Source organism: Clostridium magnum DSM 2767 (genome assembly GCF_001623875.1).
GTDB classification, from domain to species: domain Bacteria; phylum Bacillota; class Clostridia; order Clostridiales; family Clostridiaceae; genus Clostridium_AM; species Clostridium_AM magnum.
On sequence record NZ_LWAE01000013.1, the window covers coordinates 79,311 to 98,012 of the forward strand.

At 31.1% G+C, this 18,702-nt stretch carries 19 protein-coding genes and 1 pseudogene; 10 read left to right on the forward strand and 10 right to left on the reverse strand.

Going from position 1 to position 18,702, the window contains the following annotated elements:
• Nucleotides 1-20: 20 nt before the first annotated feature.
• Nucleotides 21-185 carry a hypothetical protein gene (locus tag CLMAG_RS32745; RefSeq protein WP_161487048.1) on the forward strand — a complete coding sequence of 55 codons (165 nt, stop codon included), beginning with the start codon at nt 21-23 and terminating at the stop codon, nt 183-185.
• 279 nt (nt 186-464) lie between these two features.
• On the opposite strand, the gene tnpB is transcribed toward CLMAG_RS32745, so the two are convergent.
• The 7 genes from tnpB to CLMAG_RS35130 form a co-directional block, all read right to left on the reverse strand.
• On the reverse strand, nt 465-1,559 hold the full coding sequence (gene tnpB / locus CLMAG_RS27795) for an IS200/IS605 family element RNA-guided endonuclease TnpB (RefSeq protein WP_066630471.1): 1,095 nt from the start codon (nt 1,557-1,559) through the stop codon (nt 465-467).
• A gap of 522 nt (nt 1,560-2,081) precedes the next feature.
• Nucleotides 2,082-2,417, reverse strand: coding sequence for a hypothetical protein (locus CLMAG_RS27800; protein ID WP_153041010.1), 336 nt, complete (start codon nt 2,415-2,417; stop codon nt 2,082-2,084).
• Nucleotides 2,418-2,995: 578 nt separating this feature from the next.
• On the reverse strand, nt 2,996-4,045 hold the full coding sequence (locus CLMAG_RS27805; protein WP_066630476.1) for a radical SAM/SPASM domain-containing protein: 1,050 nt from the start codon (nt 4,043-4,045) through the stop codon (nt 2,996-2,998).
• An 82-nt stretch (nt 4,046-4,127) separates the two neighbouring features.
• Nucleotides 4,128-6,458, reverse strand: coding sequence for an ATP-binding cassette domain-containing protein (locus tag CLMAG_RS27810; RefSeq protein ID WP_066630477.1), 2,331 nt, complete (start codon nt 6,456-6,458; stop codon nt 4,128-4,130).
• Between the two features lie 40 nt (nt 6,459-6,498).
• Nucleotides 6,499-7,938, reverse strand: coding sequence for a radical SAM protein (locus CLMAG_RS27815; protein WP_066630481.1), 1,440 nt, complete (start codon nt 7,936-7,938; stop codon nt 6,499-6,501).
• A 389-nt stretch (nt 7,939-8,327) separates the two neighbouring features.
• A complete protein-coding gene (locus tag CLMAG_RS27820) occupies nt 8,328-8,531 on the reverse strand; it encodes a hypothetical protein (RefSeq protein WP_066630483.1) in 204 nt (67 codons plus the stop codon).
• A gap of 33 nt (nt 8,532-8,564) precedes the next feature.
• Nucleotides 8,565-8,744 (reverse strand): transposon-encoded TnpW family protein, encoded by a 180-nt coding sequence (locus CLMAG_RS35130; protein WP_066630487.1) that lies wholly within the window; start codon nt 8,742-8,744, stop codon nt 8,565-8,567.
• Nucleotides 8,745-8,909: 165 nt separating this feature from the next.
• On the opposite strand from CLMAG_RS35130, the gene CLMAG_RS34530 reads away from it, so the two are divergent.
• Both CLMAG_RS34530 and CLMAG_RS27830 read left to right on the forward strand, forming a co-directional pair.
• Entirely contained in the window at nt 8,910-9,032 is a 123-nt protein-coding gene (locus CLMAG_RS34530; protein ID WP_278331842.1) for a hypothetical protein, read from the forward strand.
• A gap of 653 nt (nt 9,033-9,685) precedes the next feature.
• The gene (locus tag CLMAG_RS27830) at nt 9,686-10,735 is read left to right on the forward strand and encodes a helix-turn-helix domain-containing protein (RefSeq protein WP_066630489.1); all 1,050 of its coding nucleotides are present in this window, start codon (nt 9,686-9,688) and stop codon (nt 10,733-10,735) included.
• Nucleotides 10,736-10,794: 59 nt separating this feature from the next.
• On the opposite strand, the gene CLMAG_RS32065 is transcribed toward CLMAG_RS27830, so the two are convergent.
• The 3 genes from CLMAG_RS32065 to CLMAG_RS27840 form a co-directional block, all read right to left on the reverse strand.
• The gene (locus CLMAG_RS32065; protein ID WP_139264262.1) at nt 10,795-10,989 is read right to left on the reverse strand and encodes a hypothetical protein; all 195 of its coding nucleotides are present in this window, start codon (nt 10,987-10,989) and stop codon (nt 10,795-10,797) included.
• A 163-nt stretch (nt 10,990-11,152) separates the two neighbouring features.
• Complete coding sequence (locus CLMAG_RS27835; RefSeq protein ID WP_066630491.1) at nt 11,153-11,473, reverse strand: hypothetical protein; 321 nt, start codon at nt 11,471-11,473, stop codon at nt 11,153-11,155.
• Between the two features lie 164 nt (nt 11,474-11,637).
• Entirely contained in the window at nt 11,638-11,910 is a 273-nt protein-coding gene (locus tag CLMAG_RS27840) for a hypothetical protein (protein ID WP_066630492.1), read from the reverse strand.
• A 491-nt stretch (nt 11,911-12,401) separates the two neighbouring features.
• Here CLMAG_RS27840 and CLMAG_RS27845 point away from each other — a divergent pair, with 491 nt between their 5' ends.
• The 7 genes and pseudogenes from CLMAG_RS27845 to CLMAG_RS27875 all read left to right on the forward strand — a co-directional run.
• Nucleotides 12,402-13,526: a tyrosine-type recombinase/integrase gene (locus CLMAG_RS27845; RefSeq protein ID WP_066622934.1), complete on the forward strand. Its 1,125-nt coding sequence runs from the start codon at nt 12,402-12,404 to the stop codon at nt 13,524-13,526.
• A 1-nt stretch (nt 13,527) separates the two neighbouring features.
• Nucleotides 13,528-15,476, forward strand: a pseudogene (locus CLMAG_RS27850) (tyrosine-type recombinase/integrase).
• Nucleotides 15,476-15,850: a DUF6262 family protein gene (locus tag CLMAG_RS27855; protein ID WP_066622928.1), complete on the forward strand. Its 375-nt coding sequence runs from the start codon at nt 15,476-15,478 to the stop codon at nt 15,848-15,850. Before CLMAG_RS27850 ends, CLMAG_RS27855 begins: the two are co-directional and overlap by 1 nt.
• 122 nt (nt 15,851-15,972) lie before the next feature.
• Nucleotides 15,973-16,254, forward strand: coding sequence for a hypothetical protein (locus tag CLMAG_RS27860; protein WP_066630493.1), 282 nt, complete (start codon nt 15,973-15,975; stop codon nt 16,252-16,254).
• 47 nt (nt 16,255-16,301) lie between these two features.
• Entirely contained in the window at nt 16,302-16,682 is a 381-nt protein-coding gene (locus tag CLMAG_RS27865; RefSeq protein WP_066630494.1) for a hypothetical protein, read from the forward strand.
• Nucleotides 16,683-16,724: 42 nt separating this feature from the next.
• A complete protein-coding gene (locus CLMAG_RS27870; protein ID WP_153041011.1) occupies nt 16,725-17,444 on the forward strand; it encodes a DUF6094 domain-containing protein in 720 nt (239 codons plus the stop codon).
• A 124-nt stretch (nt 17,445-17,568) separates the two neighbouring features.
• Nucleotides 17,569-18,702: hypothetical protein (locus CLMAG_RS27875; RefSeq protein WP_153041012.1), on the forward strand; the 1,134-nt coding region annotated here is incomplete at its 3' end.

An 18,702-nucleotide genomic window follows, 5' to 3' on the forward strand; every position in this document is an offset into this window, starting at 1 on the left:
AATTAGAAAGGATGATAACTATGATAATTCAAGGAGCAGTACCTTACAAAAATGATAAGGAAAGAGATGAGCTTATACTTCTACTTAAAAAGGAATTTGACTTCAAAATTAAAATTACAGTAGACCGTATAGGCAAGTTTATTGATTATTGGAGTTTTACAAATAAAACCGTAGAACAAATGTAGTATACGGAAAAGGATTTAAGCAAATAAAAGGATGTGTAAACAATGAAAAATTTAATAAAGTATCCTTCATTTATATTTCCTTTCCTATAGGAAGGGTTGAGGAGAGAGTGAGATATTAGCTATATCTTGGGGGGGGTTACCACCGTAATACTCTCGTTACTTGTGATGATAATCATAAAATGGCCTTGGTCATAGCGTTCGTGAACTACTCCGCTTGTAGAAGCGGGAGCTTCCTATAGGCTTAAAAGCCACAAGGGTAACGGTTGTCCCAACCGCCTTTTATGTTAAGGATAATCTTAATCCTTCATTATTTATATTTACACTAGCGTTAAAGTCCCTTTGATGAGTAGTGTTGCACTTACTGCAAGTCCAATCTCTAACAGAAAGGGATTTAACCTCTTTGTTTATTGCACCACAAACAGAGCATAGCTGACTACTTGGGAAATAAGTATCTACCTTATTAAAGGTACGCCCATACCAGTTAGCTTTATACTTAATCATGGTAAAAAACTTACTCCAAGAAACGTCACTTATACTTTGAGATAAATCATTACCTTGTATAATTGATTTTATGTTAAGGCCTTCTACACTTATAGTTTGGTTTTCACGTATAAGTCTAGTTGAAAGCTTTTGCAAAAAGTCAAATCTACAGTTAGCAACCTTTTCATGCAGTTTTGCCAGTTTTACTCTTACTTTATGATAGTTAATACTACCCTTAGTCTTATTGGATAACTGTCTTTGCAGTTCCTTAATTCTATTAAGGTATTTAGTTAGAAATTTAGGATTAGGAACTTCTTCACCATTTAAAAGGGTTGCGAAGCACTTTACGCCTACATCTATACCCACTGATTGAGTAAGCTTTGGCATGGGTTCAACATTTACATTACAACAAATACTAACATAGTATTTACCTGTATTAGTTCTGCTTATAGTGGCATTAACTATTTTACCTTGAATTTCTCTATGATTAATAAACTTCACTAAACCAACCTTAGGAAGTTTTATGTGATTACCTTTTATTTCAATATTATTATGACTGTAGGTGGTTTTATAACTTTGAAAATAGTTATGTTTACTTTTAAACTTTGGGAAACCACTACCTTTAAAAAAGTTTTTATAACTAATCTCAAGTTTTTTAAGGGTTTGTTGTACTGCCACAGCGTCAGCTTCTTTAAGCCAAGGATACTGCACTTTAAGGTTAGGAAGCATAGCTGAACATTCTTTATAGCTTAGCTGTAGTTTGTATGTATTATAATGTTCTTTTTTTAAGGCTAAGAAATAATTATAAATAAATCTAGTACATCCAAACATTTTATTTAAGAATATTTCCTGTTCTTTATTGGGTTTTAAGCTAAACTTAAAGCCTTTTTCCATAGTATCACCACCTATGATAATTATACCATTATTTCAGTTCGAAAAACAGTTGTAAGTATTAGAAATACAGGCTTTAACGCAATTCGCACCCACTTTAGAAGATAGGTGTAGTCTTGCTAGTTTAGGATAGACTAACCACCTTATGAACTTGGGAAGAAGCAGGCTGTTACCTATGTTGGAAATGCTAAACCTTGTGTACCTGATGATATTGATGAAAAAATAGTTGAAATAATACGAAGCGGTAATGTTCCAGACGATTACGTTCTGTTAAAGGAAGGTGAAGAATGGAAGCTACCCGCAGGTGCATTCAAAGGCTCGGATGGTGGAGCTAAATAGTTAAAAAAGTAGGTTGAAGATAAGAGTAGAAATACAATTAAGTTGTGTTCTGGTACAATTAAGTTATGTTCTAAGACAATTAACTTGTGTTTTAATACAAATAAGTTGTGTTCTACAAAATGAATATTTATTCAGCAATATTATAAAATATTCAATTAATCAAAATGTAGAAAAACCTCTAGATTTTTATATATCTAGAGGTTTTTCTAATTTAAATTTTTCAACTTTATATGAAAATCTCTTAAATTCTATTAGCAGTTCACTACCTGAACTAAGTAATATCTCATGCCTAAAATACTCTTCATCAGGCATTGTTAATTCATCATATCCCCAATCCTCTAGCCCTGAACCATCTCTCCAAAACAAAGGAGTTTCACTTGGAGAATCAATTTTCGTTTTTCTAATAGAAGCATATTTTAAAGAATATATTTTATCCTCTTCATAATTAATTACTTCAATTTCTATTGTTAACGGGTTATGTATGTTTTTATGTTGCTTTCTTTGTTTAATTCTTTCAGCCATAATATCTTTAATATTAATTGAAATTATTTTACCATCATGCAAGCTTTCTTTAGTAAAGAAATTAAAGTTTCTCTTACTTAACTTATTTTCGAGATTCTTAAGTTGTATTGTATATTCGTTAAGATTTTTCGTCCATTCATCATCGCATTTTGATACTCTCCACCTGAATTAAAACCTAACCATAGTTTCTTTTTAAAATATTTCATACTTACTCCTGGATCATCTGTATTAATACTTATTAACTTTAAACTGCGATTTGGAAAGGACAGACAGATAAAATGATATTGATTTACGCTACATATAATCAGTATTTCAAAGTAAGCACTATGTGTTGGGATATCTCAACGCGCTTCCCCTGGCACCAACATGTGATGTCAGGGTTACAAGCATTTTACTCTGATTTCTTGTTACATTCTATCCTGGCTTTTTCGCTCCCTTGATGCGAGGCTTTCAAACTCTGCATCGATAGTTTTTTTGCCAGAACGGCTATCGAGCAAGTATTGCAAATAGTTGTATGGATGAAGCCAATGAGATTTCGCCGTCTCTACCATTGTATTTTCAATATATACGGAAGCAGATTAAAACGCACTATAATTTTTTTTGAATTCCTGTAATGAATCATAAGAACAATTTTTCCAAAAAACAGGACACCCTCCATGGCACGCTTCCAAATGCTCACAATCATTACAATCGGATGACGGCATTCTACTCAACCTAGCAATTGTACTTTTATACGGATCATATTTTACATATTTTTCAAGCTCCTCATATGTCGAGAAATCTACACCAAACTTACCAATTTTATTATCGATAAACATACTGCAAGGAAGCAAATTCATTCCTGTATCAAACGTTGCACCATTACCCTTATAAATCTGACAAGGTGCCGCTAATTTACCCTTGAATGCTTCTAAATGTTTCTCCGTATATACACATATAGGAAATGTATATTCAACCCACCATTCACCTTTTGTTATTCTATTTAATTCGTCTATTTGCGATATGAATTTTTCAATCAAAATATACGGATTATTATGTTTCAAATATTCTACATTCTTAAATTCTGATTCTTCATTATCTAATGGAAATGTGAACGAAAACTGCCTTGCACCATTTTTATGAGCAGCCTCAATAGCTTCACAAAATCCGTCTATATTTGAACAAGTCAAAACCATCGAACACGTAAACTCAGTTGAAAATCTTGATATATTATGTATTGCCTCAAGCTGCTTTGCAAAGCATTCTTGCCCTACTACTTCAAGACATTCATCTTCATTCTTGCCCTTTAATGAAACATCAATGTAATCCAAACCATTTTCTATCAGCTCTTTACAATAATCATAATCAGATAGCAAAATACCATTTGTGGCAATCGTTGCTAGCATCTTATGTTCTCGACTTTTGACATATTTTATTATTTCTTTTAATTCTGGGTACATTGTCGGCTCGCCGCCTGAAAAAACAACAAATTTTACTTTAGCATCATTGCAAAAGTCTATTATTTTCTTTACGTCATCACTCTCAATAGTCTCATTAGCTGTATATCCTGTTCTTCTAGCATAACAAAAACTACATCTCAAATTGCAGTTTCTTGTAAGCGTAATGATGCACTGATCTATATTCAACATCGCTGAAAGCTCCTTCCTATTCTATTTATTCGCAGTTTAAAGATCTTCGTACAATTTCAACTCATAAAATTCCAAACGTATACTATGTATCAAGCTTATATAACGATGATTCTTTACAACTAAATACTGTTTTTGAATTTCCTTGAGAGACAATTTTTCCTCCTTCGCTTCCACCAAACAAGCCAAAATCAATTATATAATCTGATAATCTCGCAACAAACTCAATGTTGTGTTCAATGATAAGTATTGTTTCCTGATTAGCCTGTAATGAAAGCAGTATTTTCTCAAATTTCTCAATATCCACACTATTAAGTCCTGAAGTTGGTTCATCGAGGATATATAAATTCTGACCACGTGATACAATACCTAAAGCTTTTGCCAATTTAATTCTTTGTGCTTCTCCACCTGACAAATTCATAGACATCTGCCCTAACTTCAAATATCCTAATCCAAGTTCAATCATGCTGGACAAAACAGAATAAACCTTTTGGGTATCTTTAAAAATATCTATAATTTCAGAAATAGGTGTCTCCAAAATCTCTTGTATATTTTTCCCTTTATATATTACAGACAAAATTTTATCGTTAAAACGTCTACCTTCACATTCGGGACATGTGATATATGAACTTGACAAATAATTCAAATCTATTTTCTGAAGTCCAGTGCCTTGGCAACATTCGCATCTGCCGCCCTTTACATTCATGCTAAACAGCGATGCACTAATCTTCATTTTCTTTGCTTCATCTGTTTTGGCTAACAACCTTCTAATTTCATCAAAAATTTCCAAGTATGACACTATGGTCGATCTTGGTGTTCTACCTATTGGAGCTTGATTCACCTCGACTACTCTTTTAAAGACATTATCACCGATAAAAGATTCACAATTCACACTTGACTTTCGACTAAAACATTTCAAAATAACCGAAGTCAACGTAGATTTTCCCGATCCTGATACACCAGTGATACATGTTATTCCACCAATTGGGAAACGTGCATCTTGATTATGTATATTTCTAAAATCTATCTTCTTTATTTCACAATATTGATCAAACTCCTTAGTATCTTTAAATTCTAAATTTAAAACATAATCAGAAGGTTTAGTATTTACATCAATAATGTATCCACCCTTAGGTCCTCCAACAGGTCCCAATTCAATAATGTTGTCTGCAGAAGAAATATATCTTTTATTATGTTCTATTGCAATAACAGTATTTCCTTTATCAATCAATTCTTTTGTTGACTTAATGATACTGGTAATATCCCTATGATGTAACCCTTTACAAGGCTCGTCTAAAATATACATAATCCCCTTCAGTGAACAAGTCAACTGTGTAGCTATTCTAATTCTCTGTCTCTCTCCACCTGACAGAGACGGTATCGGACGATTCAAGCATAAATATCCAACATTTAATTGAATCAATGAACTCAACTTATTTAGGATACCATCAATCAACTGTGAAACAAGTTCTCTTTTTGCCTTAACCACTTTATCGTAATCGAAATCCTTCAACCAAGTTTGAAGATTCATTAATTCCATATCTTCTACTTCATAATAGTTAAGTCCATTCACCTTATATTCCAAAACGTCACTTCTTAACTTCGAGCCGCCACATACATGACATGGTACGTCTTCCATATATTGGGTATACAGTGAAGTAGACATTGTATTGTCAACTTGAGTAACTCTCTCCATAATAGCAGAAATAGCACCTTGTAAGAATACATAATGCTGTTTCCTTCGCTTTCCTTCTTTATATAATAATTTATATTTTATTTTTTCATCAGCATATAACAACTGATGAAGGTCTTTTTTAGAAAGCGCTGATACACTTTTGTTAATATCTATTCCATATTGTTCGCACAGGGCTTCCAGATATTTCTGTTCCTTACTCTCTTCCGTACCCTTGAAATAAAGAATAGCACCCTCTTTCAAAGTTTTATTTTTGTCAGGAATCAATAAGTCTTCTGAAATTACCGTTTCAATTCCTAATCCCGAACAATGTGGACAAAATGATTTAGGGTTATTCGATGAAAAAATACTTTCAGATATATCGTTACCCCTATCGCTATTTAGGATTGCAAATAAAGACCTTAAGTAGTACGAAATATCTGTTGTTGTTCCAATTGTTGAACGTGGATTTACATTATAATAATTCTGCGAAATATTTAATGCCGGACGCAAATTCTCAATAGATCTTACTTTAGGTTTATTCATCAATTTCTGCCCATAAATATTTCCCGTCATTCCTTCAAGGAAACCTCTTTGACTTTCAGCATATAATGTATCAAAAACTAATGAAGATTTTCCACATCCTGAGCACCCCGTCACACACGTAAATGCATTCAATGGAATTTCCAAATCTATATGTTTAAGATTATGCTCATATGCGTCCTTTATAATGATCGTTTCCATATAATCTGCCTCCATTCTCATCTGATAATATCGTTACAATCTATTCCTTCTTTTCTACAACTGACTCTACTCTTGAATGCATCATTGCAGCCACTTCGCAATGAAATTCATCAATCTTAAATGCATCTTCATCTTTACTTTCATTTGAATTACTCATCATACAAACTGTACAATACCCCCTATCTTCACAAGACACACACTGAGGAAAACTATTTCTTTTAATTTCTCTTAAACACTTAATCTCATTTGAATTTCCCCATATTTCCTTTATACTATTTTCGAAAAGATTACCTAACTTTTTAGTCTGCCATCCCACACAAGGAAATACATTTCCCTCTGCAGAAACACATAAATAGTATCGACAAATAGAACAGATAGAATCATCTCCATTCAATGCATATTTTTCTTTAGAAGAATCATACAAATAATCAGCATAATCTTTTGTTAACTGAGAACTGAAAGCTTCTCGCACTTCTTCTAACGACAATCTGTTCACCAAATTGCAATTTGTATGATCATAAGATGCAAAAATCACAAAATCCGTAGCCACAGTAATATTATAATCATTCCCCCAATTTATAACGTCTACAAATGACTCTTTGTTTTGTTTCATAATAGGGCATGAAATTTGCACTGGTATTCCTAATTCTAACAATTTCAGTACACCAGCTTTTGTCTTCTCCAAACTCCCCTTCATTTTAGTTATAGAATCATGCACCTCTGGATTCATCGAATAAATCGATGTTTGAACACAAAGAAGTGGATTTTTCACTATTTCGCTCAATATTTCATCAGTCAGAAGCGTTAGATTAGATAACACATTTACAGACAAATCCAATTCTCTACATCTTCTCAAGAACAAAATAAAATCTTTGTGAAGTAGTGGCTCGCCGCCTGATAAAGTTACATTGATAATATCCAAATTTCTTCCTTCTTCAACAATTCTATAAAATAAAGAAGAATCAATAACTTTTGTTTTTAATTCATGCGGTATATAACAATGTAAACATCTTTCATTGCACTCATTTGCAATTTCTATATGTAAACTTCTCAAAAAATCATTTTGCTGAAAAATTTGTTTAGAGCAGTCATCCACAAACACTTCATTTTTTGTTTCTAATGCATTCCCATAAGCATGTTCAGAATTAACCTTTTCATCTACACATTTTTCAAAAGTCTCACCTACAGAAAGAAACCCGTCATTCACAAATTGCATAAAGAAATCAATTGTATCTTGTTTCAACTCTTCATAATCTACATCAATAAAAATTGTTAATAATTCTTTAATGATTGTCTCTATGTCTCGTGGCTCTTTAGTTAATGCTCCAAGCATAACCGCCCCACTCTCAGAAACATATTTTTCCCCTGGCATTATAACTAATTTATTCAGCATTTTATATCCGAACATAGAGTTATCTGTCAAATATCCATATTCCTTATATTTTCTAAACAAAATATTATCTTTTATCTTGAAATACATTATTCTACCCTTAACAAGTGCACTTTATTAATCTTTTTGCACTTATCCCTTCCTCTATTTATAAAAACCGGGGGTTCAAAACATATCCCCTAGATTCACACTAACTATAAAACAATAAGCAATTGTCTTCAATATCTTTCATAATTTGTAATTATTAATTGTTCAAAAGAAAAGGACACAGGCTTTACCACCGTGTCCCCTCCAAATAACTAATTTCTGAATTAAGCCTTCTTTTGGCAAGGTCTACCACATGGTGTTCCGCCACCACATACTGCAGAATTTACTGAAGCAGAATTCAATACAACCGGTTTACTGTATTTCATACTTCAATACCTCCTCTTTTGATTTCCAACTTGTACTAAATTGAATGCTTTGATTTTAACATATATCTAGTAAAAAATCAATCTGATAGAGTCTTGAGCAGCACCAATCTGGATCAGTCTGTGGGTTCGTTTCTTGCGTTCCTCTGCCTGCTGTCGTTTCTCCAACTGCTTCCTCTGTGCTTCCACTTTCTTTGCTTCTTCAATCAGTTTCTGTGCTCGGAGATTTTTCTCCTGAATACGTTCTTCTAAAGTTTTTGTTGACTTTGCCATTTTTCCTCACTTTCTACCGCATCAGCGATTTGCTTATTCACAATTACTGTTGTTACTTTTTCCAATAGACAAATCATTGGATATTAAGTGCATCAGTTTATCTTCCGCACTTGTCTCAGCGCTTTCATCAAAGAAAACCTTGACCTGATAGACCGTCGTACCAATGTGTCTTGTAAAACTATTGCTTCCTACGTCCTGTTTTTTCTGTTTCATTAAACTTCTTAATTATACTAATACTTAAGAGGTAAAAATAACAGAAAGTGACATGACTGAGGTATATAATATACTCAACCAATATGATTTGAAAATATGTAGTAATGAAGAAGTTAAACAAGAAAATAAAATTGATTTAATTAATGAACCAATGATGTTTTATAAATGACTGTAGAAAAACAAGATGGTTTAGGCAAATGGATTAATAAAGATTTTATTGAACTAAAAACTATATATAAAGATAAGACAAGCATTGAACAAAATGCTTATTGGATGATTTTCCAATAACTAATGGAGAATTTAAAGGTGCTATGGATGAATGCGGCTTTTATCACGATCCAACATATGGTATTAATTAGGATTTTAATATATCTAAAAACTCTCTACTATTATTGATAAAATAGTTTTATTGGTAGGCAACGCAATTAATACTTATATCTAGTAATCGACAACAATAGCACTAGTAAAATCATTAGTGTTATTGCATTAAAATTTGTTCAGAATTTATTTTAAGACAGTTTTTCTATTATTAGTTATAAACTTCTCAGGATTTATGAATAAATATGCATAATATGCAATTCTAGTACACCTTTTAATTGTTTTTAAGAAAAACCCATCCATACTCTCAGTACAGGTGTAATTGTATTTTTAACATTTATTAGGTTACCAAGTTTCAACGTTTATAATAATTTTCAGTACATATGATAATTGTACTTCTACTATAAGGTTATTCCAGAGGGAATATCAAATCTTCAACCCCTTTTTTATGTATGCACGAATAAAGTTACGTTAATTTTCTATTAAGGGATATATATTGGCAATTTATTATTAAAATTTAGTGAAATTAATCAAAGTCACACGTATATATTGTCAGGTAGACTACCCATAAAATACGTGTTAATATATTTACATGAAGTAGGAGTTATGTGGAGGTAATGAAAATGGAGAATAGGGCATTGAGTGATGAGCAGTTACAAATTATCGAGGATGCTATAAAAGATGTATCTGAAAGAGAAAAATTGATAGAGTATCTTGGTAGGCATGATGTAGTTGGAAAAGAAATATTTGCATATCTAAATATAACAAGAGCAGAAATATGGGATGTTATATATGAGCCAGTAAGCTATGATGTTTTTATAAAACGTATTCCAATATACTTTTATCATAGTGATGGCCAAAAAGGAAGTGTAGGTAATTTTTCGCAATATGCCATGGGAATCTATGAATACTATGCTGATGATACTGAATACACTGAAAATCTTGAAAAGTTATATATGGCTGTAGAAAGAATGCATTATCAACATATGCTAGACTTAAAAACGATCTTTAACTATCCAATAGAACAAACAGGATATTGTTCAAGAACAGATTTATTCATGCAGTGGGCTAATTATCTTGATTTAGCAGGGAAGTATGGAGTGAGCAATAAGACACCTAAGTATTTTATTGTTGAATATAATTATATACTAGAGAGGGCTGGTTTAAAGCCAATCATCTATGAAATAAAGGAGCAGTATTCTGGAGAATATATGTCTAGGACAGGTAATGTTATTAGGGTTGAAGGGACTTTCCCTTTTGATGATAATGGCAATCCTATAATGAAATGGATAGGACTTGATGTAATTGAGCCTACAAGAATTTGGGGAAAAGTAGATGACAGGTCAAAAGGTTATATATGTATAGAAGTTAATTCTAAAACTGCAATTTACGGATTAAACTGTTGGGGATCAAATGATAATGGAGAAGACTGTTGGCATAGACTATATGTTGGTCCTCTATTAATAGAGTTTGATTATAAAAAATTAAAGGAATGTCGTAATAGAGAAAATCTTACTCAAAAACAGGTAGCAGCTGCTATTGGATCAGCAGAGCGTACTTATCAGAAGTGGGAAAGTGGAGAAACTACACCAGATTGCATTTATTTATTACGACTTATGAATGTCCTTAATATAAAAGAAGTAGATGAGCTTACAAGCGTTAGTATTGAATAAAACATTTAAGGTTGAAGATATGGGTTTATTGCTTGAATACTCATATCGTCAACCTTCTCTTAATTATTAATGAACTTGTCTGATATTAGTTTCGTTAGTACCTCAGAATAATATTTTGAATCATCTTTAACTTTAGAACAAGAGCCGTAGATATGTACATCAATATCCATACTCACCCTATCCCTTATGCAGTAGCAGAGTTTCCCCATAACAGTATTAATCACAGTGTTGCAACAACTTTTACATTTTTCCATACTTCTTATCTCCTTTGAATTATTTATCTTTATATATCACATATTAAATAAAAAAATATTTTTTATTAAACTTAAAAAAGAATTATTTTTTTAAATTTGCTGATACACAAAAAAGTCTATATATTGAAAGTTACAACATATAGACATGAGTGTGGAAAATATATTATCTTATATTTACTCCCTTTGATAGAAGTAATGTTCTTAACGCTTGATTGGTTTCTGGTGATACTTGAGTGCTTTCACATACCAACTTATATGCTGCTCTCATTGTTTCCCAATAAGTAGGATGGTTAGGAATATAACCAAAGTCTTTAACTGTACCAATAAGTTCCCTTGCAACCTTATCTGATGGTGATTCGCTGAATTTTGATATACAGGCTTTTACTTTACTCCATTTAATATGTTTAAAAATAACGAAAATTGCGATACACACAAAAAATATAGGGACTATTTGGTGCATTAAAAAAGCTAATTTAAAAACCATGAAAATTCTCCTTTCTTTAATAGAGCGTAAATATAAATAAAGTTTCTACTCGGTGTATAGAAAATGAAGACTTGTCCATAATATAAATGTACTTTGAAATAATTATTTAAAACTCCTTAAAATAATGCCAAAACCCTTATAGAAGCTCACAATGTGGGCTTTTTTTATGCTTCAATTTGCAAATTAAACTTTCTGCAAAGCTTCAAACATTCCTCTAGGTTAGCCTTGTTAACATTAAGGATATATCCATGAATATGATATTCCTCGTGCTGCACTTCTTTAAAGTCACCTATATTTACAAGACCTCTGCTTAAAAACTTCATTATAATTGAATCTGTGATTTTTAAGGTTTCTCTGCTATCATATTTAATCTTTAACTGAACTTTTTTGTTTCTGCTTAATAATGTACATATGCTTTCAACGATTCTACCAACCATAAGACACCTCCTTTATTAGCAAACTTTCTATTAAATTACCTACTACAACTATACTATAAAATCATATAGTTATCAATAAACAACAAAATTATTGTTTAAAATAAAACAATAGTGAGGAATATATAATTATATATATTGTAAATGAATGCTTTAAATGATATAATTAAAGAAACAAAATATTATATTATTAAGCTCTCAGATTTGTGTCTAGGAGCGGATTTTAAGCAAATTGAATATTTTTTTAGGCAAATACTTTAGGATTGATACAAATTTCAGTATCGATATTCTAGAGTTTTTTTATTTTCAAAATTAAAAAATGAAAGTAATATAGTGTAGTTAATAATATGGTATTTATAGTAGCTTAACTTATATTCCTGTATATAAAAATAACTATAAGTAACAAATATATAGTTTGAATAATTATAGTACTTATAGCAAACCCTATATTAGAAATAATAATTATAAGAGAGAAATATAGGGGTGTAAATTGAATGGAAGTTGTAAAGGTTAAAACAGAAGAAAAAGAGAGATATTATGTAGCAGATAATGATGGATTACCAATAGAACCTATATTGAAGTTTATTAGGTTTAAGGATAATACCAATTATGCAAGAAATACACTTAGAATGTATTGTCAGCACTTAAAGTTGTACTTTGAGTATTTAGAGCAAAGAGGATTAGATTTTCAAAAGGTAACTATTGATGACTTATCATTGTTTGTGAATTGGTTACAGAATCCATATAAGAGTTTAAAAGTAATACCTGCAACACCTGTAGATACTGCAAGAAGTCCAAGAACAGTAAACATTATAGTTGATACTGTATTGCTGTTCTATGACTACATTTTAAGACATGAAGAATACAGCAATGATGTTTCAGAAAGACTTAAAAAATTTGTTACAAGTTCAAGCAGAAACTTTAAAGGATTTTTGTATGAGATAGCTTATGATAAGAAAAAAGTAACAAGTAATATCCTTAAATTAAAAGTGCCTAAGAGCAAGCCAAAAACTCTTTCTAAAGATGAAATAGAAATGCTCGTTAGAGCTTGTAGCAATCTAAGAGATAAGTTTTTGTTATCGTTGCTTTATGAAACTGGAATGAGAATAGGCGAAACCTTGTCATTGTGGATCGAAGATATTGATATAAGCGATATGGTTATTGATTTAAAAGACAGAGGACAACTTGAAAATAATGCTGAGATTAAAACGGTATCAAGTCCTAGAAGAATAGATATATCACAAAATTTGGCTGACATGTTTATGGAATATATAGCTGAATACCATAATGAAGAAGTTGAAACTAATCATATTTTCATAAAGATAAGTGGTAATAACAAAAACAAAGCTATGCACTATGTTGATGTAGATAATTTATTTAGAAGTCTTAAAAAGAAAACAGGAATATATGTTACACCACATATGTTCAGACATAGCTCATTAACAGTACTTAGAATGGCAGGATGGCAACCAGAACTTCTTAGAGTGAGAGCAGGTCATAAAAATATTTATACCACTATGAACACTTATATTCACCCCTCAGATGAAGATATAACAAGGGAGTTTGAGAAAACTCAACCTAATTTGGACTTGGATATTTATAACGAGGGGGAAGAATAAAGTGGATAATTTACAACTGATAAAAAGTAATCAACAAAGCAAGTATGAAGAAATAATTGAGTATCTTAGTCAGGATAATGGATATTGGTTAGAGAATGATATATGGGATGCTATAGAAACATTCTTTATAGGAGAAAAAATATCTAATATGCGATATATAGATTTTTCAAATATTAAAAATGATAATTTAAAAAATGAAATTAAATATTTTTTTCTTTACAAACATAAAGAAAAATTACTGACTAACAAAGGTATTCTTAGATTAAATGTGTCGCTAAAACATTTCTCTGAATTTTATACTGGAAAGTCTTTATTAGAATTAGATAGAGAAAAGACATTTATAAAATGGAAAATATTTTTAATAGATAGAGGTATTAAATTTGATATAAATGAAAAAAGTTATTTTTGGTTTTCAAATTACTTGTTAGATTTTATTAAAGATTTATATGATGATAGAGAAGAAACTGAAAAAGATATATGGTATTCAAAGAATATTAAAGGTGCTAAAAAGAGTGCTACATCAGATAGATTAGCTACATCTATAAATTTTTCAGATATCCCTATTTATTATAAAGATATGGTTAAAAGATATTTTAAAACTATTATAACTAAAAAAAGTTGGGGGCATTGTTTTAATATACTAAAACATTTAAAAGTGTTTTTTAACTATTTTTATAATAACGGATATAAAGACGGTTTTATTGAAAATTTAAACAGAGAAGATATTGAAAATTATTTGTTTTTTATAGGTAATGAAAGAAAAGATAAAAACCTTACAGAAACAAGTAAATATATATCTTATGTAAGAACATTCTTAGAGTATATTCAAATAGCTCAATATGATAAAGCTCCTAAAAAGGAAGTGTCATTTTTAATTTTCCAAGATGATATTCCGAGAAGAGAATTTGTGCAAGACGAAATGAGAAGGGTTAAATTTGTTCCAGAGCCTATATTGAAACAATTAGATAACAATATTATGGATTTAGATAGACCACAGTATATACCTATCTATATTCTCCTAAGAGAAACAGGATGGCGTGGTACTGATATATTAAATCTTAGATATGATAATTGCCTAGATCAGATATGGAATAGTAAAGAGGAAAGATATAATTATTACCTTTGTGGTGAAATAACTAAGACTGGCATTGCAGAACTTAAAATCCCGATTAGGGATAAGGCTGCTGAAATGGTTCAGAAAGCTATTGATAAAGCTAAAGAGTTAAGTACAGAGGAAAACAACCCTAAAAAGTATTTATTTAATACTTATGAAGGTAAATTAAAAGGAAGACCATTGAATAAAGCATCTTTATTATATACAATTCAAAGACTTATTGAACAAAAGATATTAGAGATGTTAATAGTGAGTTATATCATTTTAGGCTTCATTCACTAAGGCATACAAGAGCTAAAGAATATGTAGAACAAGGTATGGGTATTAGCATTATACAACAGATATTAGGTCATCAGAGCCTTCAAATGACAGTCCATTATGCAACAGTAACAGAAAACACTCTCTACGAGAAATGGAAGAATACTGAGGATTTAGACTTATTTAGAGTTAATACTGAAACCAATAAACTTGAACAAATAGATCTAAATTCTGATGATGGTGAAAATCTTATACGATACGAATATGTTAAAAAGAATTTAGATGCTGTAAGAGTACCTTTCGGTGTATGTTTTAAACCTTCAAAACTACCATGTAAGCAACAAATGAACCATTGTTTAACTTGTGCAAGTTTCTGTACTACAGTTGAAAATATTCCTGAATATGAAGATGAAATTGAACATACTAAAAAACAAATTGATATTGCTGAAAGATGTGGAAGAGAATTGTGGGCAGAGAAGAATAAAACATACTTAAAATTGCTGGAAGATACGCTCGAAAGAGTTAGGGAACAAAAGATACTACATAAAAATGGAGCTTCAAGGGAGGATATTCAATAATGGCTGGAAGTACAAAGGGATTAAAGAAATATGCAGAGGAAAAAACAAAGATTACTTTAGAAAAGGTTGATAAAGCTATTAGAGAACTTTCTCTTAGTGAAGAAAAGATTAATTTCAATAGCGTGGCGATAGCCAGTGGAGTATCTAAAACTTTTCTTTATAATAATGAAGAAGTTAAAAATAGAATTGAAGAATTAAGACAGCAACAAGTAAGTATGGAAATGAATCAAAGAGCCAAATATGATAAGACAGCTAAATCTAAAGATATTATCATAATGGCTAAAGATAAAAAGATTAAAGAATTAGAAGAAGAAAATAAGAAACTAAAAGAGCAATTAGAAATTTTAAGGGGTAAATTATATGAGAAATTATAATTAATTTATCCACAATGATAACAAATCATAGACTACATTAATTATATGTAGTCTATGTGTAAAGTGAGTAAAATTAATCAGTGTATAGAGATATACACTAGATATTGTTAGGATTTGAGCAAATGGAAAGTTTATTAAGTTTAACACCAGCAGAATTATTGGAAAGGGGTATATCAGAATTTAAAGGTGATCTATTCATCCAATCAAGAAGATTATTATCTGAACTAGCTGAATACAGCGATAATGATGAGGTTTTCTTATTAGATGATATCAGATGGGCAATTACAAAGAAAAGTAATTGGCTTTGGGAAAGTAAATTCAAAGATATGCCTGTTAGAAGAATTGTTGAGATAGTTGCAAATGACCATATCAACAATACCAATGAACTTCAAAAAGAGTGTTAAAAGAAAAAAGGATTTAAGCAAATTAAAATTTAGGAGGATTTATGCAAATGATTGAAAACATGAGAATGAGTGGAGATTGGCAAGTTGGCAAAGGGGCCATAGCAGATCTATGCTACTGCCCAACAGAATTAAAAATTGTAAATTTAGAGATGAGTAAAATAGACTTCTCTGAATTAGAAGGAAATGAAAACCTAATTACTATGGCGGATTTTTCGGGAGGAGATGGCCTACAAATTCATCGCATGTATGAGTATGTAAAAGCAAAAGGGTTAAATCCAGCTGCTTATTACAATGAAATGCATACAACACGCTTTAATACTGCTATGGAGAGATATAGCCATTTAGATAACTTCAATATGGTTAATACTGATTTCTTCTTTCTAAAGTGTAGACATAAAAATGGTAATGCTTATAAGAAAGAAACATAGCAATCATAAGAAACAATCCACCCTATACCTTTATTGAGCAACATGGGACAGACAGTAAGAGCAGAGGAAGCTTTCTTCTTGGAAAATTCTTTACTTAATGCAAGTGAAGGAGTACACATATTTGAACTTCCAATACATCAGCTTACAGGTATAGAGAACTTGCTTAAAAAAATTCTTTATAGATACGAGGCTGTGCACATATTTAAGTTTCCTAAAAAAGATTTTTTACGATATAAGCAAGTGGTAGTAATTGGGGTTAGAAAAAAGACCAATTCCGCTGATCTAGAAAAAGCAGAGATACTTAGAAATAGGCTTATAAATGACCAAATCCCATACCTAGATGATGATGATAAACCTGTAGTTAAGTTATCGTCAAGGGCAGTAAACAGTTGTAAACCTATCAATGTATATAGGGATGGCAGAGTTAATGATGTTACTTTAAGTAATGGATATAACCAAGTAATTAGCTCTGTGTGGGATAAGGTAAGTAAATCTACGAATAAGCATTTAATGACTATCAAAGAGAGGGGAAAGCCTATAATTGAAAAATTAATAGGAAACCAAGCAATGGAGTTAAATGCTGGAGCCTTCAATGGCATTCAAGGTAACTCAGTTTTGATTAAGGGAGGTTACGAAAAAGAGATAGTGGTCACCGAGGAAATGGAGGGCACTACTAAGGTAACTACCCGTACTGAGGTTATTAAGCCTACTATTGCAGTAACAAATAAAGTAGGAGACATTCTTGTTAAAGGACAGCTTTAAGCAAATATAAGAGGAATTATTTAATAGTTCCTCTTTAGGATTTAAGAATATTAATAATCGGTAATGCCGAGGTTTTTAGCAAATTAAAAAAGGATTTTTGCAAATGAAAGGAGTTCATTGATAAATGAATATTATAAAATTACAAAATATAGAGGATGTATTTAATTATTTAAAATCAGTAAAGTCTGATGCAGAGTATTATTCTTCAAAGCATGACTTTGAAAACTACTTTAGAAGATATTGCAGAGTTGAGGATACTATCAGAAGATTAGAAAATGAAGGCTATGATGATACTGATTTAATGAAAAAGATGGCTAATGCTGAAAATTATGATTCCTTCAGTGAGATATCAAAATTAGTTGTAGAGGCAGTTGAAAGGGATATAGCTCTTTTAACCCCTTACCAATATGAGCGAATTTTGATAAATGGGTCTTACTACAAAGTGAAATCAGCATACTACAGTGAGAATGACCAAAGAAGTACTATCCTAAGATTAGCAACAGTTTCTTGTCACACTAAAGAGGAATTAAATGCTTTGGTAGCAAGCATCCAGAGAGGTATCCGCTTTAACATCAAAGGACAAACCGTTGTATCTTTAAAAGCGGGATATGCTTGTCAGTTTACAAAAATATCTGATGAAAACTTAGGAGATGGATACCATGGAGTAATTTATCAAACTGATAACACTACTGATAAGGTAGTAATGGTATTCGGTCAAGATAATCCTGTAGATGTTATTTATCAATATGTTGAGAACAATATTGATAAGACCGGGTTAATACCTGAGTGGGCAAGCTACTTATTCAACAGACTATCTGATGATGGACTATTAGTAGAGTGTGAAGGCTTCTCGTACAGTGAGGATAAAAACGCTCCAACTAAAATTTTGATAATCTCAAATCAAGTTACTAATGAAGTAATTATGAAATATAAAATGGAAGGAATTAAAACTGAAGAAATAGAGTTACCTGTTACAGAGAATGTTACGTTATCACCTGATGCAACATTTGTTGATTTAGTAGAGCAGTATGTTATTCCTAACCTTCAAGATGAGGTTTGTGATTATAACATAGGAGAACCAATATCTGCTTCACTTAAAAAAGCTTTCTACAAAGGTAATAAAAAATGCTACCTTTACCCTAGACAACAGGTTATAGCTCAAGGAGTGGTGAATGCTATCAAGAATGGTAAGAAAAATCTATTTTTGGGATGTGGTATGGGAGTAGGAAAATCTGTGCTAATAACATCTAGTATTGCT